This is a genomic window from Bradyrhizobium sp. Unk1, assembly GCF_059512345.1.
Map to the genome: position 1 here is coordinate 60788 of NZ_JCAMOP010000012.1, position 22239 is coordinate 83026.

At 65.1% G+C, this 22239-nt stretch carries 19 protein-coding genes and 1 pseudogene; 11 read left to right on the forward strand and 9 right to left on the reverse strand.

Annotated elements, in window-relative coordinates; translation table 11 throughout:
- Positions 1–69: 69 nt before the first annotated feature.
- From AC5ZFO_RS17015 to AC5ZFO_RS17030, 4 genes are all read left to right on the forward strand, one after another.
- Positions 70–1530 carry a glycerol-3-phosphate dehydrogenase gene (locus AC5ZFO_RS17015; protein WP_282523836.1) on the forward strand — a complete coding sequence of 487 codons (1461 nt, stop codon included), beginning with the start codon at positions 70–72 and terminating at the stop codon, positions 1528–1530.
- A gap of 179 nt (positions 1531–1709) precedes the next feature.
- Entirely contained in the window at positions 1710–2867 is a 1158-nt protein-coding gene (locus tag AC5ZFO_RS17020) for an ABC transporter ATP-binding protein (protein ID WP_282523837.1), read from the forward strand.
- The gene (locus AC5ZFO_RS17025; RefSeq protein WP_282523838.1) at positions 2864–3778 is read left to right on the forward strand and encodes an ABC transporter permease; all 915 of its coding nucleotides are present in this window, start codon (positions 2864–2866) and stop codon (positions 3776–3778) included. The genes AC5ZFO_RS17020 and AC5ZFO_RS17025 overlap by 4 nt, the downstream gene beginning before the upstream one ends.
- Positions 3779–3782: 4 nt before the next feature.
- Positions 3783–4595: an ABC transporter permease gene (locus tag AC5ZFO_RS17030; RefSeq protein WP_028161035.1), complete on the forward strand. Its 813-nt coding sequence runs from the start codon at positions 3783–3785 to the stop codon at positions 4593–4595.
- Positions 4596–4690: 95 nt separating this feature from the next.
- Here the strand turns inward: AC5ZFO_RS17030 and AC5ZFO_RS17035 are convergent, their stop codons facing one another.
- The 4 genes from AC5ZFO_RS17035 to AC5ZFO_RS17050 all read right to left on the reverse strand — a co-directional run bounded on the left by AC5ZFO_RS17035 (position 4691) and on the right by AC5ZFO_RS17050 (position 10019).
- Positions 4691–5557 carry a carbohydrate ABC transporter permease gene (locus AC5ZFO_RS17035; protein WP_282523839.1) on the reverse strand — a complete coding sequence of 289 codons (867 nt, stop codon included), beginning with the start codon at positions 5555–5557 and terminating at the stop codon, positions 4691–4693.
- Positions 5554–6426: a carbohydrate ABC transporter permease gene (locus tag AC5ZFO_RS17040; RefSeq protein ID WP_063981138.1), complete on the reverse strand. Its 873-nt coding sequence runs from the start codon at positions 6424–6426 to the stop codon at positions 5554–5556. Before AC5ZFO_RS17040 ends, AC5ZFO_RS17035 begins: the two co-directional genes overlap by 4 nt.
- 97 nt (positions 6427–6523) lie before the next feature.
- Positions 6524–7909 carry an ABC transporter substrate-binding protein gene (locus tag AC5ZFO_RS17045; RefSeq protein WP_071909773.1) on the reverse strand — a complete coding sequence of 462 codons (1386 nt, stop codon included), beginning with the start codon at positions 7907–7909 and terminating at the stop codon, positions 6524–6526.
- Between the two features lie 208 nt (positions 7910–8117).
- Positions 8118–10019 (reverse strand): AsmA family protein, encoded by a 1902-nt coding sequence (locus AC5ZFO_RS17050; RefSeq protein WP_282523875.1) that lies wholly within the window; start codon positions 10017–10019, stop codon positions 8118–8120.
- A 270-nt stretch (positions 10020–10289) separates the two neighbouring features.
- Here AC5ZFO_RS17050 and AC5ZFO_RS17055 point away from each other — a divergent pair, with 270 nt between their 5' ends.
- Both AC5ZFO_RS17055 and AC5ZFO_RS17060 read left to right on the forward strand, forming a co-directional pair.
- Positions 10290–10997: a CoA transferase subunit A gene (locus tag AC5ZFO_RS17055; protein ID WP_028151658.1), complete on the forward strand. Its 708-nt coding sequence runs from the start codon at positions 10290–10292 to the stop codon at positions 10995–10997.
- A 16-nt stretch (positions 10998–11013) separates the two neighbouring features.
- Positions 11014–11664, forward strand: a complete 651-nt coding sequence (locus AC5ZFO_RS17060; protein ID WP_011089829.1) for a 3-oxoacid CoA-transferase subunit B — start codon at positions 11014–11016, stop codon at positions 11662–11664.
- Between the two features lie 228 nt (positions 11665–11892).
- Here AC5ZFO_RS17060 and AC5ZFO_RS17065 read toward each other — a convergent pair.
- The 3 genes and pseudogenes from AC5ZFO_RS17065 to AC5ZFO_RS17075 form a co-directional block, all read right to left on the reverse strand.
- Positions 11893–12773 (reverse strand): annotated as a pseudogene (locus tag AC5ZFO_RS17065) (formylglycine-generating enzyme family protein).
- Between the two features lie 52 nt (positions 12774–12825).
- Positions 12826–13923 carry a copper-containing nitrite reductase gene (gene nirK / locus AC5ZFO_RS17070; protein ID WP_282523840.1) on the reverse strand — a complete coding sequence of 366 codons (1098 nt, stop codon included), beginning with the start codon at positions 13921–13923 and terminating at the stop codon, positions 12826–12828.
- A 237-nt stretch (positions 13924–14160) separates the two neighbouring features.
- Entirely contained in the window at positions 14161–14367 is a 207-nt protein-coding gene (locus AC5ZFO_RS17075; RefSeq protein ID WP_282523841.1) for a hypothetical protein, read from the reverse strand.
- 159 nt (positions 14368–14526) lie between these two features.
- Here AC5ZFO_RS17075 and hemN point away from each other — a divergent pair, with 159 nt between their 5' ends.
- Positions 14527–15879: an oxygen-independent coproporphyrinogen III oxidase gene (gene hemN / locus AC5ZFO_RS17080; protein WP_282523842.1), complete on the forward strand. Its 1353-nt coding sequence runs from the start codon at positions 14527–14529 to the stop codon at positions 15877–15879.
- 109 nt (positions 15880–15988) lie between these two features.
- A complete protein-coding gene (locus tag AC5ZFO_RS17085; RefSeq protein WP_014492467.1) occupies positions 15989–16186 on the forward strand; it encodes a DUF1858 domain-containing protein in 198 nt (65 codons plus the stop codon).
- A gap of 86 nt (positions 16187–16272) precedes the next feature.
- Here the strand turns inward: AC5ZFO_RS17085 and AC5ZFO_RS17090 are convergent, their stop codons facing one another.
- Complete coding sequence (locus AC5ZFO_RS17090; protein ID WP_282523843.1) at positions 16273–16983, reverse strand: Crp/Fnr family transcriptional regulator; 711 nt, start codon at positions 16981–16983, stop codon at positions 16273–16275.
- A 141-nt stretch (positions 16984–17124) separates the two neighbouring features.
- On the opposite strand from AC5ZFO_RS17090, the gene AC5ZFO_RS17095 reads away from it, so the two are divergent.
- Complete coding sequence (locus AC5ZFO_RS17095) at positions 17125–18336, forward strand: NnrS family protein (protein WP_282523844.1); 1212 nt, start codon at positions 17125–17127, stop codon at positions 18334–18336.
- Positions 18337–18338: 2 nt separating this feature from the next.
- Here the strand turns inward: AC5ZFO_RS17095 and AC5ZFO_RS17100 are convergent, their stop codons facing one another.
- Entirely contained in the window at positions 18339–19376 is a 1038-nt protein-coding gene (locus AC5ZFO_RS17100) for an AraC family transcriptional regulator (RefSeq protein ID WP_282523845.1), read from the reverse strand.
- 202 nt (positions 19377–19578) lie between these two features.
- On the opposite strand from AC5ZFO_RS17100, the gene AC5ZFO_RS17105 reads away from it, so the two are divergent.
- Positions 19579–20199, forward strand: a complete 621-nt coding sequence (locus tag AC5ZFO_RS17105) for a response regulator transcription factor (protein WP_282523846.1) — start codon at positions 19579–19581, stop codon at positions 20197–20199.
- A 185-nt stretch (positions 20200–20384) separates the two neighbouring features.
- The gene (locus AC5ZFO_RS17110; RefSeq protein ID WP_282523847.1) at positions 20385–22061 is read left to right on the forward strand and encodes a mucoidy inhibitor MuiA family protein; all 1677 of its coding nucleotides are present in this window, start codon (positions 20385–20387) and stop codon (positions 22059–22061) included.
- Positions 22062–22239 lie beyond the last annotated feature (178 nt).

A 22239-nucleotide genomic window follows, 5' to 3' on the forward strand; every position in this document is an offset into this window, starting at 1 on the left:
CCGTTCCGATTTCATCGGAATGGAAATGGCTCTAGTGATGGCAGGCGCTAGCTCCCATTCGACGGCTTCATGGCGGATTACGACCTTGCGATCATCGGCGGCGGCCTGAACGGTGTCAGCCTCGCTCGCGATGCGGCCGGCCGCGGCCTGCGGGTCATTCTGCTGGAGCAGGGCGATCTCGGCGGCGCGGCGTCATCGGCGACGCCGCGGCTGATCCATGGCGATCTGTCGGTGCTGGAACGCCGCGGTTTTTGGCGGGTGCGCCGGGCGTTGGCCGAGCGCCGGACCTGGCTTGCCATCGCGCCGCATCTGGTCCGGCCGATGCGTTTCGTGATCCCGGCCCATTCCGAGGAGCGTCCACCCTGGCTGCTGCGCGCCGGCTTGTACCTCTATGACAGCCTCACCGGTCGGAGCGGCCTGCCTGCCGCGACGACCCTCGACATCACGCATCATCCGGTCGGCAACGCGCTGAAGCGCCCGTTCGGCACGGCTTTCGAATATTCGGACTGCGTCGTCGATGATTCCCGCCTGGTGGTGCTGACGGCGCTGGACGCCGCCGAACGCGGCGCTGCGATCCGGACCGGGGCGCGCTGTGTCCGCGCCGATCGAACCGATACATGGCGCCTCGCGGTGGTCGATCGTGGCCATCGCCGCGTGATCACGGCCCGGGCGCTGGCCAATGCCAGCGGCGGCTGGACGTCGATCGTCGCAGAGACCGTGCTGCGCCAGCCGCAGCCCACCATGGCGGCCATGCAGATGAGCCAGATCATCGTGCCCAGGCTGTTCGAGTCCGACAACGTCTACGTCTTCCAGAACAGCGATGGGCGGCTGATCTTCGCGAGCCCCCTCGAACGCGATTTCACGCTGATCGGAACGGTCACCCGTGATTTCACCGGTGATCCCGCGATCGTGGCGATGCCTGGGGCCGACGTCAGCTATCTCTGCGAGGCGGCCAGCCGCTATTTCCGCGAGCGCGTCGCGCCCACCGACGTGGTGCGTGCGGTCTCCGGCGTCAACCTGACGCTGGCGTCCGTGCGGCGGCGCGACGGGACGACGCTGTTCCACGCGCGCCGGCGCAAGGCGCCGCTGATCACGATGTTCGGCGGCGACGTCACCACCGCGCGCCTGCGCGCCGAGCGGGCCGTGACGAAGCTGACGCCGTTCTATCCGATGTCGCCGCCCTGGACGGCTGGCGCAGCGTTGCCCGGCGGAGACTTTGCCTGGGATCGTTTCGACACCGAAGTCGACCTCGCCCGCGACCGCTGGCGCTTTCTGTCGGAGCCGCAGGCCCAGCGTCTGGTTGCCGCCTATGGCTCGCGATTAGCCGCAGTGCTCGGCGAGGCGAAGAGCCGTGAGGAGCTCGGTCCGGCCTTCGGTCCCGAACTGACCGGCGCCGAGGTGCGCTATCTCATGACCCACGAATGGGCGCGTTTTCCCGACGATATTCTGTGGCGGCGTTCCAAGCTCGGTCTGACGATGCCGGCGGCGGATCGCGACGCGCTGGCCGCGTTCATGGCGAGTGTGAGCTAGTGGCGTAGCCCGGATGGAGCGAAGCGCAATCCGGGAAAGTCTCACCACCGATGGACCGTCCCGGATTACGCTTGCGCTCCATCCGGGCTACGGGACTGCGGTGGAAGTTACCCCCTGAACCGGTTGAGCTGGGGACGATCGGCCGCTAGCGTGCGGCGGAATCGGGGTTGGCAGGGACCATGACGGACGAATTGCCCAAGATAGACGCCGGCGGAGATGCGCTTCCTGCGGCGGGGCAGCCGCTGCTGCGCATCGAGGGCGTCGCCAAGACCTTTGGGACGTTCCGGGCCGTCGACGGCGTGTCGCTCGACATCAAGGCCGGCGAGTTCTTCGCGCTGCTGGGCCCCAGCGGCTGTGGCAAGACCACGCTCTTGCGTATGCTCGCCGGGTTCGAAGCGCCGGACGAAGGGCGCATCTTGCTCGGCGGCCGGGACATCGCGCAGGCGCTGCCGCATGAGCGCCCGATCAACATGATGTTCCAGAACTACGCGCTATTTCCGCATCTCTCCGTGCGCGACAACATTGCGTTCGGCCTGAAGCGGGCCGGCATGGCGCGCGGCGACATCGCCACGCGCGTGGCGGAAATGATTGCGCTGGTGAAGCTCGAGGGGTTGGAGAAGCGTAAGCCCGACCAGCTCTCCGGCGGTCAGCGTCAGCGCGTGGCGCTGGCGCGTGCATTGGCGCGGCGGCCGCAGCTTCTGCTGCTCGACGAGCCCCTCGCGGCGCTCGACAAGAAGCTGCGCGAGAGCACGCAGGGCGAGCTGATGGAGCTGCAGCGCCGGCTCGGCATGACCTTCATCATCGTCACCCACGACCAGGAGGAAGCCATGACCATGGCGAGCCGGATCGGCGTGATGAAGGCCGGCAAGCTGGCCCAGGTCGCGAGCCCCCGCGAACTCTATGAAGCGCCGCGCTCGCGCTGGATCGCGGAGTTCGTCGGCGACATCAATCTGTTCGACGGCGAGTCCAAATTGCGCGACGGTCATCGTCTGATCATTGGCACGCGTGATGCGGGTGCGCTGGTGGTCGCCGAGCCGCGCGAAGGCGTCGGCGCGGGAAAATTGGCGGTCGCGATCCGCCCGGAGAAGGTCAAGCTGTCGCGTCGCGGTCCGGTGAGCGTGGCCGGTCGTGAGACGGCGATCAACAGCCTAGACGGCGTGGTCGCCGACATCTGCTATCTCGGCGGCACCACCACCTACAAGGTGAAGCTCGATGCCGGCGGAATCGTGCAGGCGTCGGTCCCCAACAGCGCGCGCCTCGACGTCGACGCCTACAGCCTGAACCAGCATGTCGTCGCCTGGTTCACGCCCGACGACTGCGTGGTGCTGCAATCATGAGCTCGCGCCGCATCTTCGCGCGGCCGGCGCGCTTTGCCGCGATCGCGCCCTATGTCTGGATGCTGCTGTTCTTCCTGGTGCCGTTCGGCTTCGTGCTCAAGATCAGCCTGTCGCAGACGGCGATCGCGCAGCCGCCCTACGAACCGGTGTTCGACCTGATGGCGGGATGGGAGGCGCTCAAGGCCGCGTTCGCCGCGCTGTCGATCGACAATTTTAGGCTGATCGCCTCCGACGACATCTACGTGTTCGCCTATGTGCGCAGCCTCACCGTCGCCGTCACCGCGACTGCGCTATTGCTCGTGATCGGCTATCCCATCGCCTATGGCATGGCGCGGTTGCCGAAGCGCTGGCAGGCGGTGGCGATGGTGCTGGTGATCGTGCCGTTCTGGACCTCGTTCCTGATCCGCATCTATGCCTGGATCAACATCCTCCAGCATGACGGCCTGCTGAACCAGATCCTGCTGGCGCTGCATCTGGTCAGCCAGCCGGTGGTGTGGCTCTCGACCGACACTGCGATGTATATCGGCATCGTCTACTCCTATCTGCCGTTCATGATCCTGCCGCTCTACGCGACGCTCGCGAAAATGGAGCCGGTGCTGGAGGAGGCGGCCTCTGATCTCGGCGCGCCGCCCTGGCAGGTGTTCTGGCTCGTCACCTTTCCGCTGTCGCTGCCCGGCGTCGGTGCCGGCGTGCTGCTGTGCTTCATCCCCATCGTGGGCGAGTTCGTGATTCCTGACCTTCTGGCCGGCTCCAATTCGCTGATGATCGGCCAGACCCTGTGGCTCGAATTCTTCACCAACAAGGACTGGCCGGTGGCCTCCGCAGCGGCGATCGTGCTGCTGGTGCTGCTGCTGGTGCCGCTGCTGCTGTACGAGCGGCTGCAGAAGCGGCAGCTGGAACAGGGGCGCTGAAGCGATGCGCAAGGTCTCCCGCCTGTCTCGCTTCAACATCGCCTCGCTCGCGCTGGGGCTTGCATTCCTCTATCTGCCGATCCTCATCCTCGTCATCTATTCCTTCAACGCCTCGCGGCTGGTGACGGTGTGGGGCGGCTGGTCGCTGCGCTGGTACCACGAGTTCTTCAACGACCGCGCCATGATCGAGGCGGCCTGGATGAGCCTGCGGGTCGCGGTCTCCTCTGCGACCATCGCCACGCTGCTCGGCACGCTCGCAGCCGTTACGCTGTCGCGCGGCGAGCGGTTTCGCGGCCGCACGCTGTTCTCGGGCATGCTCTACGCGCCGCTGGTGATGCCGGAGGTGATCACCGGATTGTCGCTGCTGCTGCTGTTCGTCGCGCTCAACGCCGAGCGCGGCTTCTGGACGGTGACGATCGCCCACACCACGCTGACGATGTGCTTCGTCGCGGTGGTCGTGCAGTCCCGCCTCGGCTCGCTCGACCGTTCGCTGGAGGAGGCGGCGATGGACCTCGGCTGCAACCCGGTTCGCGCCTTCGTCGCCGTGACGCTGCCGCTGATCGCGCCCGCGATCGTGGCGGGCTGGATGCTGGCCTTCACGCTGTCGCTCGACGATCTCGTAATCGCGAGTTTCACCACCGGCCCCGGCTCGGCGACGCTGCCGATCCGGATCTACTCGGAGGTGCGGCTTGGCGTGAAGCCCGAGATCAACGCGATCTGCACGCTGGTGATCGCCCTGATCGCGGTGGTCATCGTCATCGCCTCGCTTGCCTCGAAACTGTCGAGCTCGCAGGGCGAGAGCGCGGCGCCGCTATAGGTCCGGCTGTCATTGCGAGCGCAGCGAAGCAATCCAGACTGCCGTCGCGGAGAGATTCTGGATTGCTTCGCTACGCTCGCAATGACGAAAAGTCCCTACGACTTCACCGCGCCTGCCGTGAGCCCGCCCACCATGTAGCGGCGGAAGGCGTAGTAGACTGCGGCCGGCGGCAGCGCGTAAATGAAGCCGGTGGTCATCAACAGCTCCCAGGGCGAATCGTCGGCAGCGAGGAAGTTGCCGAGTGCGACGGGGAGGGTGATCTCGCGGTCGTTGGATAGAAGCAGGAACGCGTAGAGATATTCGTTCCAGGCGAGCAGCACCGCATAGGTGCCGATCGCGACCAGCGAGGGCATCATCAGCGGCAGGTAGACCAGGCGGAAGATCTGGAGCGTCGTGGCGCCGTCCATCACCGCGGCTTCGTCCAGCTCGACCGGCAGCTTGTCGGAGGCCTGCTTGAGCACCCAGATCGCGTAGGGGCTGGCGATCGTCACCATGGCCAGGATCAGCGACCAGTGATTGTTGAGCAGGCCGTAATTGCCCATGGTGCGGTACATCGGCACGGCGAGGAACGCGGCCGGAATGAAATAGGTGAAGAGTGCGAGGTTCAACACGCTGCGTCCGCCCGGCACCTTCAGCCGCGAGATCGAGAACGCAGCCGCGGTCGCAATGAACAGCGTTAGCACGCCGACGGAGACTGCGATCACCGTCGAGTTCCAGAACTGGATGTAGAAGTCGCGCAGGAAGTAGTGCTGCTGCTTGAACACGATCTCGAAGTTGTGGAGCGTCGGATGATCCGGCCACAGCTTGCCCGAGAACGCGTCCTCCTTCGGGGAGATCGCGAACAGGAACATGTGGTAGATCGGAATCATCGTCCACAGGAAGACGGGAATTCCGATCAGCAGCAGCCGCGCTTCGACCGCGACGTCGCGCCAGGAAAATTCGCTTACGCCGGGAAGCTTCATCGCGACAACCGTTTCATCATAAAGTACACGAGCGGCAGGACGAACGGCATCGCGCAGACGATGGAGGCCATCGCGAGCGAGAGCTGGTCGAGCCGGAGATAGCGGATACCCAGCGTCGCCAGCACGTGCGTGAGGTCAGCCGGGCCACCGCCGGTGAGCAGATAGACGCTGTTGAAATCGCCGAGCGTCCAGATCATCGAGAGCAGCGTGCAGGTGATGTAGAGCGTCTGCATCGACGGCCAGGTGATGTAGCGGAATTTCTGCCACCAGCTCGCACCATCGACCTCGGCGGCCTCGAACAGATCGTGCGCGATCGCAAGGCGTCCGGTGATCAGGATCAGCGTCCAGAACGGCAGTGACTTCCAGATGTGCACGCCGATCGCCATGCTCAGCGCCACGGTCGGGTCGTTCAGCCAGTTCGGGCCGTCGTCGCCGGTGAGGGAGAAGATGAGGTGGTTGACCACGCCCCATTCGGGATTGAACATGAAGCGCACCGACAGGATGGTCGGGATCGACGGCACCGCCCAGGGCAGGATGAAGATCACCGAGAGCCATTTGATCCAGGTGCGCTGCTGCGCGAAGAAGCCGGACAGGAACAGCGCGATCAGCATCTTGATGTTGATGCCGATGACCAGGAAGATCAGCGTGTTGACCGCGGCGCGCGCGAAGATCGGATCGTGAAACAGCGCGACATAATTCGACGGGGCCCGCGCCAGCCACAGCCCGTAGCAGACGGGATAGACAACGAAGGCGAGGAAGACGAGCAGATAGGGCGCGAGCAGCACGATGCCCCAGACCTGCGCCGGGGTCAGCCGCGACGACAAGGGCGGAGCGGGCATCGACTGATCGCCAGAGAGCGTAATCGCCATTCTTCAGGACTCTTTGAAAGGACTTCCGGCCGCACGAGGCGGCCGGTATTAGCGTTTCGCCTCTCCCCGCGCCAGCGGGGAGAGGAAGAAAGAAGATTTAGCCTGCAACCTGCTTGATGCGGACGATCAACTCGTCGACGGCCTTGTCGACCGGGACCTTTTCGCTGACGACCCGGTTCATCGCCTTGGCCCAGACGTTCTCGTTGTTGAGGATCGTGAACTTCCAGTTCTTGGTGAAGTCGAACGCGGCGGTGCCGCCGGTGAACTGGGCGTAGACCGCCTTGCGGTGCTTGTCGGCCTGCCAGAACGGGCTGGCCTGGCTTTCCTTGGTCACCGGGAACCAGCGGCCGAGCGCGCCCTCGATATAGGGGCGAACATTCTCTTCCTGGAGCAGGAAGCTGATGAACTGCTTGGCCTCGGCCTTGTTCTTGGCCGCGGTGAACACCAGCCCGGTCTTGACGTCCGAGCGGTAGCGGATGGTCGAACCATCCGGCGCCTTCGGGAAGGACGCCGTGACGATGTCCTGCTCATAGGCCTTCTTGCCGGCGTCGCGCTGCTCCTGCGTGAGAGCCTGGTTCTGCGAGTCCTCAAACCACTTCGCGGCGATCGAGATCGTGAAGTTGTGGGTCATCACGATGGTCTTGTTGTGGAAGGCGACATTGTTGTCGGGGTCCTTCCAGGTTGTGGAGGAGGGCGGCGTGCAGCCCTTGATATAGGTGTCGGTGTAATCCTTCAGCGCGCTGATCAGATTCTCGCGCACCTTGGGATCGTCGACCAGGAGCTTGCCATCGTCGTCGACCAGCTTGACGTGGTAGGCGTCCATGAAGGTGTAGAACGACTGGAAGGCGTCGGTGGATTCCACGCCCATCGGCTGGCCGACGCCGTAGATGCGCTGGCCGGTGGCTTTGCGGATACCCGGCTGGACCTTGTCGCACCAGAACGTCCAGTAGCCCGCCCAATCGGTCGGGATGTCGGCGAGCTTGAAGCCGGCCTTCTCCAGCATGTCGTTCCAGATCTCGACATGCATGCTCTGCTGCTTCAGCGGGAAGCCGTAATAGGCCTTCTTCTTGGTGACGTCGTTGTAGAGGATCGACGCGTCGAGCGTGTTCTGCACGAACCGGCCCTTGATCGGCTCCATGACGTCCGTGAGGTCCTCGAGCTTGCCCTCATAGGCCCACTTGCCCTGCGCCTGCACGTCGTAGGAATCGGAATAGGCAACATCGGGCACGGTGCCGGCATCGAGCGCGGCGACCGTCTTCGGAATCATGTCCTGGATCGCGTACTGCGACAATTCGACCTTGATGCCGGTCTTGGCTTCGAACTTCTTGATCGTCTCGATCAGCGCGTCGTCTTCGGACCGATAGAAGCCCTTGCCCCACCAGACCGTGATCGTCTTCTGCTGCGCAAAGGCGGGTGCAGTGGCCGCAAAAAGCCCAACCGCAGCGACCGCCAATGATACTGCGCCAATAACCTTGGATCTCACGTTTTTCTCCCTCAAACGGCCGGTGTTTTTAACCGGTCGTATAAAACACTAGCGCATGGCCGTCAGCCGATCTAGCGGCATCTTGTCAGACATAGGTCGTGGGGTGTGGGGCCAGCGGAGATGCTTAATCCGCGCATCGATCCAATCGCCGCATCAATTCGGCCGGATCAATTCGCGATGGTCCGGCAGCGCCGGACGATCGCCGTCCTCAGTTGGACTTCGCGTTGTCCTTGGCGTTTTCCTTGGCATTCTCCGCCGTCGGCGAATCTGCCGGCGCAGGGTGCTTCTCGCCGGTGATGCGCCGCTTCAGGAGGTCCAGGAAGGGGGACGCCGCAGGCGACTGGCGGATCAGGCTTTCGGGGTCGGGGAAGACCAGCGGATCGTCCCAGGGACCCTGCACCATGAAGGGCAACTGAAAGCCGGACGTCGTATTGAGGCTCGCCACGCCCTTCATGTCGTATTCGCGCGTCGGCACCGAGGCGGTGCCCGTCAGCGTGATCTTCGCAGCCGGCCCCTCGATGCGGATGTCCTCGGCGGTGGCGATCCCATCGGAGAATTTCACCGCGATGGTGAGGGTGTCATAAGGGGTCGAGCCGTTGCGGAAATTGCCGCCACCCGACAGCGGCCGCCGCTCCAGCCGCTTCAGGAGCTGCTCGGCGTTGAAGCCCGAGATCGCACCGTCGTGCCCGGTCACGGTGGCAGTGCCGTCGAGCGACTGCACGAGGCCGAACGGGCTGGAGCCGGAGGCCAGCAGCGAGACGTTGATGTTGCCGCGGCCGGACAGCTTGTTGAGGCCGAACAATTCGGAGGCGCAGGCCTGAAGATCGACATCGGTGAACTGGAATTGCGCCTTGACGTCGGCGACGGTGTCGGAGCGCGCGATCCCGAACGAGCCCTTGGCGATGCCGCCATAGACCTGAGCTTCGCCGACCGAGAGCGCCAGCGTGCCGTTGCGCAGATTGGCGCCGATCGCGGTGCGGCCGAGCTTCGACGACCCGACTGTCAGCCTGGCTGCCGACAGGCGCATGTCGAGGTCGGTGGTCGAAAGCCCGTTGAGATCGAACAGCTGCCTGTTCCAGTCGCGGGCGCCGCTGGCGAGCAGGCGGAAGGTCGAGATATAAGGCGTGAAGTCGAGCGCGTCGGCGGCAAGCGTCGCTTGCAGCGTCTGCCGGCCGTTATTGGCGTAGGTCATCACGCCCTCGGCGGTGTTGCCGTCGAGCTCGACATTGACGTTGGTGAGCGCGATCGAGGCGCCGACGACATTGGCGCGCGCCTTCAGCGCGAAACGGCCGAAGCCGCCGCTGCCGGGCTGCGGCTGACCGGTCCAGCGCAGCGCGTTGCGCAAGGACGGGCTGTCGATGGTGAGCGTGCCTTCCATCATCGGGCTGGTGCGGTTGGCGACGCTGCCGTCGAAGGCAAGCTTGAGCGGGGCGCTGGCGATCCGCGCCTTCAGCCCGGAGCGGTCGCCGGAGAGGGCGGCGACGAAATCGGCGAAGCTGATCGAGCCGTCGACGCGCTCGCCGCGCCAGTCGAATTGTCCGGTCGCGGCGAAGGACCGCGAGATCGAGGGCCAGGCCAGCGACAGGTCGATGTCCTCGAACTTCTCGGGGGCGTGGGTGGTGGCGTCCTCGTAATTGAGCACACCGTCCTGGATTCTGATCTCGGAGAACGACACCTGGTTGTCGGCGCCCGGCTTCATGGTGCGCGCAATGGTCTGGATGAAGGGCGTCCAGTTGCTTTCGCCATCCTGCTTCAGGCTGACATGGATGCGCGGCCGCAGCAGGGTCAGGTCGGCGATCTCGAACCGCTGCAGCAGCAGCGGCAGCAGCCGGAGATTGGCGGTGAGCACGTCGACATGGAGCGCGGGATCGCTGGTGCCGCCGCCCTTCAGGCCGACGTCATGGAAGGAAATGTAGCTCGCCGGCAGCAGCGAAATGTCGATGCTGCCTGCCACGCTGAGCTCGAGCCCGGTGACGTCGCGGATCTGCGTTTCCACCGCCTTGCGCAGCGCGTCGCGGTTGATGAGCCAGGAGGTCGCGATCAGGGCGATCAGCGCGAGGCCGAGCAGCGCCGCGATCGGCGTCCCGAGGCGCTTCATTCCTTGGGCCATGGTCAATGGCATGTCCTGATCGGGTTGGTCGCTGGAGCCAGAAGGGCGGACCGGAAACCTGCGTGCCCACGCCCAACCCCCGCAACTTGATGGGTTTTCTTGTCGCTTTCAAGGCCGCGGACGGCTCTGCCCACGGCGTGGGCAGCTTCTATCACCGGACCGCGGAACGGAGAACCCCGTATCATTGACGGCTTTGGAGGATTTCGCCTAATAATCGCCGCCAATGAGGCGCGACGCCTGCCAGCCGAAGGTTCAGTCGAGGTTTTTTGCATGAACAAGGTCTATCCCGACGCCAAGTCGGCTCTTGAGGGCGTTCTCAAGGACAACATGATGATCATGTCGGGCGGCTTCGGCCTCTGCGGCATCGCCGAGGAGCTGTCGGACGCGATCCGCGAATCCGGCGTCAAGGGCCTGACGGTCGTCTCCAACAATGCCGGCGTCGACGGCATCGGCCTCAGCCGCCTGCTCGAAACCCGCCAGATCAAGAAGATGATCTCGTCCTATGTCGGCGAGAACAAGCTGTTCGCCCAGCAATTCCTGGCCGGCGAACTGGAACTCGAATTCAATCCGCAGGGCACGCTGGCCGAGCGCATCCGCGCCGGCGGCGCCGGTATCCCGGCCTTCTACACCAAGACCGGCGTCGGCACGCTGATCGCCGAAGGCAAGGAAGTGAAGGAGTTCGACGGCGAGAAGTACCTGATGGAGCGCGGCCTGTTCGCCGACCTCGCCATCGTCCACGCCTGGAAGGGCGACACCGCCGGCAACCTGATCTACCGCAAGACCGCGCGCAACTTTAACCCGATGATGGCGACCGCCGCCAAGATCACGGTCGCCGAGGTCGAGCATCTGGTTCCGGCCGGTGAACTCAATCCCGACCACATCCACACGCCCGGCATCTTCGTGAAGCGCATCGTCGAGGTCGGTACGGCCAAGAAGCGCATCGAATTCCGCAACACCCGTCCGCGCACCGCCGCTTAAGCGTCAGGAGACTCACATGGCCTGGACCCGTGAACAGATGGCTGCGCGCGCCGCCAAGGAACTGCGCGACGGCTACTACGTCAATCTCGGCATCGGCATCCCGACGCTGGTCTCGAACTTCATCCCCGACGGGGTCGATGTCAGCCTCCAGAGCGAGAACGGCATGCTCGGCATGGGACCGTTCCCCTATGAGGACGAGGTGGATGCCGACCTCATCAATGCCGGCAAGCAGACCGTGAGCGAGCTGCCGTCGACCTCGTATTTCTCGAGCGCGGATTCCTTCGGGATGATCCGCGGTGGCCACATGGATCTGTCGATCCTCGGCGCCATGCAGGTGGCCCAGAACGGCGATCTCGCCAACTGGATGATCCCCGGCAAGATGGTCAAGGGCATGGGCGGCGCGATGGATCTCGTCGCCGGCGTCAAGCGCGTCGTCGTCGTGATGGAGCATTCGGCCAAGGACGGCTCGAAGCTGCTGAAGAAGTGCAATCTGCCGCTGACCGGCGAGCGCGTGGTCGACATGGTCGTCACCGATCTCGCCGTCTTCACCATCGACAAGCATGGCGACGGCGGTATGGCCCTGATCGAGCTCGCCGACGGCGTCTCGCTCGACGAGGTCAAGGCCAAGACCGAAGCCGAATTCCGCGTCGCGCTGAAGAATACGTAAGAGAGCAGTCTCGAATGATTGTGAAATGGCCGGGCTTCGTCCCGGCCATTTTCGTTTGAGGAGTAGCCCGGGCGGGGCGTTGTTTGACGCTCGCGCCTCCCGCATTTGACGCTGTCATGCCCCGCGAAGGCGGGGCATCCAGTACGCCGCGGCCTATCGATTCCAGCACAACCGTCTCGGAGCACTGGATTGCCCGCCTTCGCGGGCAACGACAGCAGAGGCGTGCCGCTACGACCTCGCCGCCCACACCTTGCCCCACCGCGCCGACACGCTCGCGACCCATGACGGCTCCTCGCGCACCAGGCGGAAGCCGAGATTGGCGGGCGGTACGCCCTGCGCGCAGCCGCCGGCGCGAGCGTCGCGGATGAAGTCGGTGACGTAGGCGCGGTGCGCGCCCTCGGCTCGACGCGCACGCCGCAATTCACGGTCGGGCGGCCGGCATTGCCGGCTTCGTCGATCCGCGAGCGCACGAAGCAGGTCGAGGTCCATTCCCAGACATTGCCGGCAATGTCCTCGATGCCGTGCTCGTTGGGGCCGAACTTGCCGAACGGATGGGCCGTGGTGTCGGAGAAATCGCGCTCGGATTCACGCTCGTAACGGCTGATCCAGCGCTTTGAAGGATCGTCTGCGTCCACAGGCGCGCCGTCGTCCCTGAACCGGGAGCCTGCCGCAAAGGCCCATTCCGCGTCGCTCGGCAGGCGATAGGTGTGGCCGGTCTTGCGCGACAGCCAGCCCGCATAGGCCTGCGCATCGTGCCAGCTCACCTGCACCGCGGGACGATCAGACGCAATCGCGACGCCGCGATCGAGCGCCCGGCACGCGCTATCCTGCACGCAGAGCTCATAGTCGGATGACGAGACCTGGTGCCGCATGATGTGCAGCGGCCGGTTGAAGCGCATCGCGCGCAGCGGCACTTCGGCCTGTTGCCCGGCGCGGGTGAAATCGCCGGCCTCGCGATAGGAGAGACTGCCCGGCGCGACCCTGACGATGGCAGGCTCCGTCGCCGTGCCGTGGACCGCCATGTCCGAGACCAGCGGCGCCACGGCGATCGGCCCTGCGAGCCCGGCGGCGCAGGCGAGCAGCAGTTTCAGCTTGAATGCGATCAGCATGGTCGTCCCCCGAAGAAGGAAGGGGCCGGCGATGACCGGCCCCTTGTCGCGTCTAGTTGGTGTTGGGAGCCGGTATCTCCGTGGGCGCCTTCACCTGGGTCATCAGATCGTCGTTCCACTTGCCTTCGACCTTGAAGTGCGCGGTGGCGCCGAGGTCGGCTGCCTCGATCAGATTATGCGTGACATAGGCGTAGATGCCGGGCTGCAGGAATTTGTAGAGCGCCGCTCCCGCGGAGCCGCCGCGGATGAACCAGGTCTCGAGCCCGGTCTCCGGCGCATTGGAGAATTTTCCGGTCTCCCAGACATAGTCGCCATGGCCGCCGATCAGATGCGGACGGCTGTCGCGATTGGCCTGCGAATGCACGATCAGCACGTTCTCGCCGACCTTGGCCGTCAACGCGTTCTTGCCGGTGAGCGCGCCGACCTTGCCGTTGAACACCACATGCGTGGGGATCAGCTTCTTCATCACCTCTTCGGTCTCGGTGAAGGCTTCGCCCGGCGAATCATAGGACTTGAAATTGCCCTTCTCGTCGCGCGGCACATACATGTCCTGCTCGCCGACATAGTAGACCTTGTCGTATTTCAGCGCGTGGCCCTTGCCGTCGTTCAGTCCGTCGCGCGGCAGCACCATCACCGCGCCGTTCATGCCGGAGACGACATGCCAGGGGATCATCGGGCCGCCCGGGGCGCAGTGATAGACGAACACACCGGTCCGCGTTGCCTTCCAGCGCAGCACGACCTGCTCGCCGGGATTGACCAGCGTGAGCTCGGCGCCGCCGAGCGCGCCGGTCGCGGAGTGGAAGTCGATGTTGTGCGGCATGGTGTTGGTCGCGGGATTGACCAGCGTCACCTCGACGTAGTCGCCTTCATGCACGACCATCAGCGGGCCCGGCATCGAGCCGTTGAAGGTCATGGCCTGGAAGGTGGTGCCCTTGTCGTCGATGACGACCTTCTTCTCCTCGATGTTGAGCTTGAACTCGACGATCTTGGGCCCCTGCGTCGTGGCCTGCTCGTGCGCGTGCACGAAGGGCGGGGCGACCAGCTCGACCTTCTGCCGCGGCAGCTTGAGGTCGCCGGCGGCGAACGCGGGTGTCGCGAGCATCAGGGCGGTCGCGGCGGCGCCGATCAATGCGGCTCTGCGGGTGAACATCGGAAGCATCCTTCATCTGAAAGGGTTTTGATGACGGATGCAGTCTGCGCCTGTTACGGCAAGAGTGTTTGCGCTGCGACAAGCTTTTGCCGAATTCGCCTCCGGTAAAATCCTTAGGAGGTTTGCCGAAGCGCGTATCGGCCGTGCGAAATGCACGACGTCGCGCGGCGTCAGTTGCGCCAGCGGCAAATCGTTCGCATGTTCAGCTGCGCTCGATTGTGAATCTATGGTTGTCGATCAGAGAAGCTGGATCGCAATCCAGACCGTGCCCCAGACCGCGAGCGACAGCGCGGCGAAGATGGCGGCGGTGATCGCCAGCACCCGCATGAGATGACCTGCGCCGGCAGAATGTGCCGCGGGAACGGGACGAAAATCGTCGAAGCGCGGGATATGACCGCGAACGCCGGTGAGCCAGAGAACGAGATCGAGCGCGAGCGACGCCATGGCCTATCTCCAGTGAGTCATGATTGAACGTGATCATGGCTCCGATCCGGCGCTCGGACTTTGAGCGAGCGCAAGGTGGTCCGCCCGAAAACGCGTCATCCAATGCTAACAGGGATTTGCCGCGCCACCGCGTGGCATCGATTTACGAATGGGTGAGATATGAGGACCGATCTCGCAGCGAGCTACGGCGAAGAACGTCTGCCGCGCTACACGAGCTATCCGACCGCACCGCATTTCTCGCCGGCGGTCGGCCCGGATATTTATGCCGAATGGCTCGCCGGACTCCCGGCAGGCGCCAGCGCGTCACTTTATCTGCACGTGCCGTTCTGCCGCGAGATGTGCTGGTATTGCGGCTGCCATACCCAGATCGTCCGCCGCGACGGGCTGATCGCCGCCTATCAGCGGACGCTGCGCAGCGAGATCGCGCAGGTGTCTGAAACCATCGGCCGCCGCATCAAGGTCGAGCATATCCATTTCGGTGGCGGCACGCCGACCATCATGGCGCCGGAGGCCTTTGCCGAGTTGATGGCAGCGATGCGCCATTCGTTCTTCGTGCTGCCCTCGGCCGAGATCGCGGTCGAGATCGACCCACGCACGCTGACATCAGAGATGGTGGAGGCCATGCGGCTCTCCGGCGTCAACCGCGCCAGCCTGGGCGTGCAGAGCCTCGATCCGGTCGTGCAGCGCGCGATCAATCGCGTGCAGAGCTATGAGCAGACGGCTTCCGTCGTCGATAGGCTGCATCGCGCCGGCATCAACGGGATCAACTTCGACCTCATCTATGGGCTGCCGCACCAGACCGTCGCGTCCTGTCTGGACACCGTTCGGCGCAGCCTCGAACTCGGGCCCGATCGTTTCTCGGTGTTCGGCTATGCTCACGTGCCTGATTTCAAGAAGCACCAGCGCATGATCAACGAGGCCGCGCTGCCGGACGGCCTCGCGCGTCATGATCAGGCCTGCGCGATCGCCAATGCGCTGAAGGAGGCCGGATACGTGCAGATCGGACTCGATCATTTCGCGCGACCCGACGATGCGATGGCCGTGGCCTTCGAGGAACGGACGCTGCGGCGCAATTTCCAGGGCTACACCACCGACAGAGGCGAGGTCCTGCTCGGTTTCGGCGCCAGCGCGATCGGACATCTGCCGCAGGGCTATGTGCAAAACCAGGTGCAGATCGGCGCCTACGCGCAAAGCATCGCCGCCGGTCGCCTCGCGACGGCCAAGGGCTACGGGCTCACCGACGACGACCGGCTGCGCGCCGATATCATCGAGCGCATCATGTGCGAGTTCAGCGCGGATCTCGGCGACATCTGCGCGCGCCATGGCGCGGAACCCGAAGCGATGCTGCAATCGGCCGCGCGCCTGAAGCCGTTGATCTCGGACGGCATCGTCAGGCTCGACGGCGACCGTCTTGCGGTCGCAACCGACTCGCGCTTCCTGGTCCGCAGCGTCGCCGCGGCGTTCGATGCGCATCTGGACCCGGCGAAGCAGTTGCACAGCAGGGCGGTGTAGTTCACGTCTCCCCGTAAGAACGGGGAAACGAAGAAGCAACCACCAGCTTGCGCTTCAACAAAGAAGCTCGGCCCCCCTCGGCTATCGTCACTTCGGAACGGAGTTGTCCATGCCCTTCCGATCCGACGATCTGGTCGATGACATCATGCGTGCGGCGCCGCACACGATCCGCGTGTTCCTCGCCTTCAGGATGGCTTGCGTCGGCTGTCCGATCGCGACCTTCCATACCGTGGAAGACGCCTGCCGCGAGCATGGCATCGATCGCGACAAATTCCTCGCTGCGCTGTGCGAATGCGTGCCGGCGTGAGGCAGGTCGGAGTTCGCGCGGGTCGCGCGCGGACTCCCGGGTGAGGGCGGGCTTGCGCCGTAAGCGGAAGCGCCCTCACCCCTATCTTACGCAGAATTGCCGTCCGCCGTACGCTCCGCCAGCACGACGATCTTGTGCGGATCGCGCAGGATGATGCGCTGGCGGCCGCTCTCGACGAGGCCTTGGCTCTCCCAGCCGCTCAGGATGCGGCTGACGGTGTGCAGCGTGGTGCCGGTCATCTGCGCGATGTCCTGGCGGCTGATCGGGAAGTCGATCTCGATGCCGTGGTCGAGCTTCCTGCCGGACTGTTTTGCGAGCCGCAGCAGCGCATGCGCGACGCGCTGCTCGACCTGCTGGGTCGACATTTCCAGGATGCGGGTGTGGCTCTCCTGCAGTCGCGCGCCGACAGTCTGGAGCGTGTTGGCGGCGATTGCCGGAAATCGCTCGATCAGCCGCGGCCACGCCGAATTCGGCCAGATCAGCACCACGCTGTCGTCGACCGCCATCGCGGTCGCCGGATAGTGCGCCGCTCCGATCGCCATCGCGAGCCCGAAGGTCTCGCCGGGGGCGACATAGCGCACCACGATCTGCTCGCCGGTCGGGGTGGTTTTGGCCGCGCGGACGTGGCCGTGCAGCAGCAGGAAGAACGATTGCGCGTCGGCGCCCTGTTCGAAAATGGCGCTGTTCCTGGGATAGCGCGCCGAGCGGGCCTCGCGCAGGATTTCCTCGAGGTCCTCCGGCTTGACGCCTGAAAACAGCGGCAAATGCGCAACCAGCGATGTGTCGACCTTGGCCATTCTGCCTCCTTGGCATCAGGGAGTGTGATGGCACCTGTATTCGTCAGGCAGTTTGCGATAGCGCAAAACGGGCCGGCCGGACGGCAGTATTTTTCCAAATGACGATCCAAGTGACCGTCCGAATTCACAGGAGTTGCTCCCATGGCTGGCGCCCGATCCCGTAACTTTGAGGGCTGGCCGCTGTTTGCGAACAGCTTTCGGCCGTTTTTCCTGCTCGCCGCGATCCAGGCGGGGCTGTCGATCCTGGCGTGGCTGCCGATGTTCTACGGCGACTTGTCGGTGAGTTCGGCCTTCGCGCCGCGCGACTGGCACGTCCACGAAATGCTCTATGGCTTCCTGCCGGCGGTGATCACGGGATTCCTGTTCACGGCGATCCCGAACTGGACCGGGCGGCTGCCGATCCAGGGGACGTCGCTGGGCGCGCTGCTGGTCGTCTGGCTTGCCGGACGCGCCGCGGTGACTGTGTCCGCCGATATCGGTTGGGCGTTCGCGCTCGTCGTCGATGCCGCCTTCCTGGCATTGGTCGTTGCCGCGGCCACGCGCGAAATCATCGCGGGCGGCAATTGGCGCAATCTGCCGGTGGTGGTGCTCGTGCTGGTGCTGCTCGCCGGTAACGTCGCCTTCCATCTCGAAGCGCACTTCGAGGGCGCGGCCGATGTCAGCATCCGCGTCGGCATCGGCGTGGTCGTGCTGCTGATCTCGCTGATCGGAGGCCGCATCATCCCGAGCTTCACCCGCAACTGGCTGGTCAAGTTCAATCCCGGCCGCCTGCCGGTGACGTTCGGGCGTTTTGACGGCGCGGTGGTCGGATTGAGCGCGCTCGCGCTGATCGCATGGATCGTGGCGCCGCTGAACACGGTCACCGGCGTGGTGATGGCGCTCGTCGGTGTGCTCCATCTGGTGCGGTTCGCGCGCTGGGCCGGCGACCGCACGTCGCGCGAACCGCTGCTGCTGATCCTGCATGTCGGGTACGTCTTCGTGCCGCTCGGTTTTCTCCTCAACGCCCTGGCCGGCTTCGGCCTGCTGCCGCCGAGCGCGGGCATTCACGCCTGGATGACGGGGGCTGCCGGAATCATGACACTTGCGGTGATGACGCGCGCGAGCCTTGGCCATACCGGGCAGGCGCTGACGGCGTCACTCGCCACCCAGGGCATCTATGTCGCGATCATCATCGCGGCACTGGCGCGGGTGGCTGCTGTTGCGTTGCCGGCGCAAAGCGATGTGCTGCTGCATATTGCGGCCTGCGGCTGGATCGTCGCGTTCCTCGGCTTTGCCGTCGCATTCGGACCGCTGCTCGCCGGAAATCCGCGGCGCGCCCTTGCCATCATGGGCGTGCCCGCTCCGGCACGCTGAGCCTAGGCCGCGGACGCCGAGGGAACGCCGACGGGCTTGGCCAGTGGCCGCACGCCCTTGCGCCATGCAGTGATGGTGCAGCCGAAGCGGCCGCGGAACCAGCGCGCCATCGCGCTCTGCGCGGAGAAGCCGAGCTGCGCGGCGACATCGGCCAGCGGCCGGCCGGGGTCGTCGATCAGCTGGATCACGAGATCGGCGCGCTGCGCGTCGAGGATGGCAGAAAAGCTGGTGCCTGATGCGGCGAGGTGCCGATGGATGGTGCGGCGGGTGCAGGCGAGATGCTCGGCCACGCGCTCGACCGTGCAGTCGCCGCTTGCGAGCAGGATGCGTACCACCTCGTCGACCTTCCCCTCCCAGCTTGCCGGCCGCGTCTCGATCGCCTCGATCCGTTTGCGCAGATAGCTCGCGATCAGCGGATGCGCGCTCGGGATCCGCCGCTCCATGTCATGCGCCGACAACAGGATCGCATCGTCATCGGCATTGAAGGTGACGCGGCAACCGAAGAAGTCGCGGTAGCGCTTGCGGTCGTGCGGTGGCGGATAATGCAGATGTACCTCGAGCGGCCGCCAATCGCTGCTGAACAGCGACTGGATGATGCGGTGGACGCTGCCGAGCGCCATGTCGATCGACTGGCGCGGCGCGGTCGGCTGCCGGCCGCGCAGATGCAGTGTGACCGTCACGGTCTGCTTGTCGCGCGTGACCTCAAGCTTCATGCCGTCGTGATGAACGTGGATGAAGCGCGAGAACGCTTCGATGGCCTCACTGACGGTCGCCTGTTCACGCACGATCAGGCCGACCGCGCCGAAATTGGTCAGCCCGCCGCGCTCGGCGAGCCGCAAGCCGAAATCTTCGGCACCCGACGCCTCTGCCGACAATTCGAGCAGCCGGCGCAGGCTGGTCACGGCAATGGGGGTATCGGGCTTGTCGAGCACGGCCAGCGGCAGCCTGACCTTGCGCATCATCTGTTTCGGGTCGAGTCCGACCGACCGGGCGACATCCGGGTAGTAGCTCAAGCCTGCGCTGCGAATGAGGTCGGTCATGCGACCCGTTCCTGCCAGCCATTCCCGCAGATGTCCCGAAATGTAAAGTTTCTGTCCCGATCCGTCAAATCCGGGAACAGGATGGAACATACATAAGGGAAACCGAAGCACGGGCGTGAATGCCGTGCGTATGACGACGCGGCGCGACGAAGCCCCGCTGCCGTCTCGGGCCATTTGACCAAGACATTGCTGGATCGGGATGATGCCGGGAAACTTGCTTTCCAAGGGTGAGGTATTCGTCATTGAAACTGACGCGACCTCCCGCGAACAACTTTCAATGGCGCTTCAACAGAGCGCCTATGACGTGATCTGCTTTGCCGACGGCGCGTCGCTGCTCTCGGAAGCCAAGGCGCGGATGCCGGCCTGCGTGCTGCTGGAGATGCCGCCGGATCGTTCCGCCCTCGACGTGCTCAAGCGCCTGCGCGAGGAGAACTGCATGGCGCCGGTTCTGGTAACCTCGGCGAACGGCAGCATCGCCATGGCTGTCGACGCGATCAAGAGCGGCGCGGCCGACTTCATCGAGAAGCCGTTCCGCACCCGCGACATCGTCGACCGGATCGATGCCGCCATCGACGAGTTCGCGCAGCCGGGTTCAAACCGGCAACGCTGGCTGCCCGGCTGCGAGCCCCTGACCGGGCGCGAAGGCGATGTGCTCGAGCACCTTGCTGCCGGCCTGACCAACAAGGAGATCGCCCGGCGCATGCATCTGAGCGCGCGCACGGTCGAAGGCTATCGCGCCGGCATCCTGAAGAAGGCAGGCGCCCGGAACGTGACTGATCTGCTCCGCCGCATCTTCGGCCAGGGGTCGCCCATCCAGGTCTAAGGATCTGAGTTTAACGGCTTCGCCACGGGACGACGACACGTTCCGCGGCCTTGGTGCCGCCGCGGCGACGCCCCACGGAAACCTCAATCGAACCAGTTCCTTCGCTGCCGCGTCCAACCATGTTGGCGAGGCATTTGATCGCACGCGTCCGGCTGGCGGCGCGGCGATAAGGCAGGAGGGACTTTATGCGCATCACCGCAAGATGTTTGGCAACGACGAGCCTGGTTCTGGTGACCATGGCGGCCGCGTCGCCATCATGGGCCGCCGATGTGGACGCCACATCGGCCATCGACACCGTCACCGTCTATCCCGATGGCGCCACCGTCACCCGTATCATCGCGCTGGACCTCGCCTCCGGCGACAGCACGCTGGTGGCCAAGGACTTTCCGCTTTCGCTCGATCCATCCTCCCTCCGGGTCGAGGGCGAGGCGGGCGCCAAACTCACCATCGGGACCATCGACGCGCGGCCGCCGCGCGCGGCGCCTCCCATCAACTTGCCCGAGCTCGACAAGCGCATCGAAGCGTTGAAGGATCAGCGCGCCGATCTGCAAGGCGACATCGATGCGGCCAACGCCCGGCGCAAATTCGCGCAGCACTTTGCGGAGGCTTCTCCCGCCGGCCTTGGCGAGAAGGGCGAGGCTCGGCCGATCACCGAATGGCGTGCGGCCTTTGCCGCGGTCGCCGAGGAGATCGCGACCGCCGACACCGCGATCCGCGACGCCACGCGAAAGCAGCGCGAGATCGATCGGCAGCTCGCGCAACTTGAAGCGGAGCGTTCCGCCAAGCCGCCGAGCAAGCTCGAGGTTCGCATCGATGTCGCCTCCGCCGCCGCGACGAAGGCGACGTTGCGGGTGACTTATGCAGTCCGCAATGCGCGCTGGCTGCCGCTGTATGACGCCCGGCTCGACACCGGTGCCAAGGATCGCAAGCCGCAGCTCGAGCTGGTTCGCCGCGCCGAGGTTACGCAGTCGACCGGCGAAGACTGGTCGAATGTCAGCCTCGGTGTTTCCACCGTTCGCGTCAGCCGCGGCGGTAGCGCGCCGGAGCTGAATTCGCTGGTCGTGAGGTATCCGCAACTGCCGAAGCCGCTGGCATTGGGCACGGCGTCGGACATGGCGATGCCCGCGCAGCCGATGACGCGGCAGGCGCAATCTCCGGCGATGGCGAAAGCGGCGGAGCCCGAGCTGCGTGAGCGCGCGGACGAGCAGCAGGCCAACGCCGAGATCGGCGATTTCCAGGCCGTGTATCAGATCAGCGGCCGCGTCAGTCTCGGCGCTAATGAGGGCGCCAAGAGCCTGCTCATCTCCTCCATGACGGTGACGCCTGACCTCGCCATCCGCGCCGCCCCGGTCATGGATCCCACCGCTTACCTCGAGGCGTCATTCAAGCTTGCCGAGGATACCAATCTGCTGCCCGGCAAGGTCGCGATCTTCCGCGACGGCACGTTCGTCGGTCGCAGTAAATTCTCGACCGGCGCGCGGAACGACGCGATCCGGCTCGGCTTCGGTGCCGACGACAAGATCAAGATCGAGCGCACCGTCATCAGGCAGAACGAAGGCACGGCCGGCGTGATCGCGTCATCCAAGACCGACACGCGTTCGTTCCGCACCGTCGTTCGTAACGGGCACGACTTCCCGATCCGCATCGCGATCGAGGATCAGCTTCCGGTCAGCGAGAGCGAGGATATTGGCGTCGAGATGCTGTCCTCGACCACGCCGCCCACGACCACCAATCTGCGCGACAAGCGCGGCGTGCTGGAATGGGCGTTCGACGGAAAACCCGGCGAGATCAAGGAGATCAAGTTCGCCTGGCGCATCCGCTGGCCCAAGGACAAGGGCATCGTCATGGCGCCGGCGGGTTAGGAGCCTGAGGCGTGATGCCTTCTTACCTCGCCGCGCTTGCGGGGGAGAGGTCGGATTGCATCGAAGATGCAATCCGGGTGAGGGGGTACAGGTCTCTCGACGATCTCGCGTGTGGAGGGAGGCCCCTCACCCCAACCCTCACAGCGCGAGCGAAGCTCGTCGCGGCCCCGCAAGCGGG

Coding starts and splice junctions, on each gene's coding strand:
- AC5ZFO_RS17015 (WP_282523836.1), top strand. CDS start 70: ATGGCGGATTACGACCTTGCGATCATCGGCGGCGGCCTGAACGGTGTC.
- AC5ZFO_RS17020 (WP_282523837.1), top strand. CDS start 1,710: ATGACGGACGAATTGCCCAAGATAGACGCCGGCGGAGATGCGCTTCCT.
- AC5ZFO_RS17025 (WP_282523838.1), top strand. CDS start 2,864: ATGAGCTCGCGCCGCATCTTCGCGCGGCCGGCGCGCTTTGCCGCGATC.
- AC5ZFO_RS17030 (WP_028161035.1), top strand. CDS start 3,783: ATGCGCAAGGTCTCCCGCCTGTCTCGCTTCAACATCGCCTCGCTCGCG.
- AC5ZFO_RS17035 (WP_282523839.1), bottom strand. CDS start 5,557: ATGAAGCTTCCCGGCGTAAGCGAATTTTCCTGGCGCGACGTCGCGGTC.
- AC5ZFO_RS17040 (WP_063981138.1), bottom strand. CDS start 6,426: ATGGCGATTACGCTCTCTGGCGATCAGTCGATGCCCGCTCCGCCCTTG.
- AC5ZFO_RS17050 (WP_282523875.1), bottom strand. CDS start 10,019: ATGGCCCAAGGAATGAAGCGCCTCGGGACGCCGATCGCGGCGCTGCTC.
- AC5ZFO_RS17055 (WP_028151658.1), top strand. CDS start 10,290: ATGAACAAGGTCTATCCCGACGCCAAGTCGGCTCTTGAGGGCGTTCTC.
- AC5ZFO_RS17060 (WP_011089829.1), top strand. CDS start 11,014: ATGGCCTGGACCCGTGAACAGATGGCTGCGCGCGCCGCCAAGGAACTG.
- nirK (WP_282523840.1), bottom strand. CDS start 13,923: ATGTTCACCCGCAGAGCCGCATTGATCGGCGCCGCCGCGACCGCCCTG.
- AC5ZFO_RS17075 (WP_282523841.1), bottom strand. CDS start 14,367: ATGGCGTCGCTCGCGCTCGATCTCGTTCTCTGGCTCACCGGCGTTCGC.
- hemN (WP_282523842.1), top strand. CDS start 14,527: ATGAGGACCGATCTCGCAGCGAGCTACGGCGAAGAACGTCTGCCGCGC.
- AC5ZFO_RS17085 (WP_014492467.1), top strand. CDS start 15,989: ATGCCCTTCCGATCCGACGATCTGGTCGATGACATCATGCGTGCGGCG.
- AC5ZFO_RS17090 (WP_282523843.1), bottom strand. CDS start 16,983: ATGGCCAAGGTCGACACATCGCTGGTTGCGCATTTGCCGCTGTTTTCA.
- AC5ZFO_RS17095 (WP_282523844.1), top strand. CDS start 17,125: ATGGCTGGCGCCCGATCCCGTAACTTTGAGGGCTGGCCGCTGTTTGCG.
- AC5ZFO_RS17100 (WP_282523845.1), bottom strand. CDS start 19,376: ATGACCGACCTCATTCGCAGCGCAGGCTTGAGCTACTACCCGGATGTC.
- AC5ZFO_RS17105 (WP_282523846.1), top strand. CDS start 19,579: ATGCCGGGAAACTTGCTTTCCAAGGGTGAGGTATTCGTCATTGAAACT.
- AC5ZFO_RS17110 (WP_282523847.1), top strand. CDS start 20,385: ATGCGCATCACCGCAAGATGTTTGGCAACGACGAGCCTGGTTCTGGTG.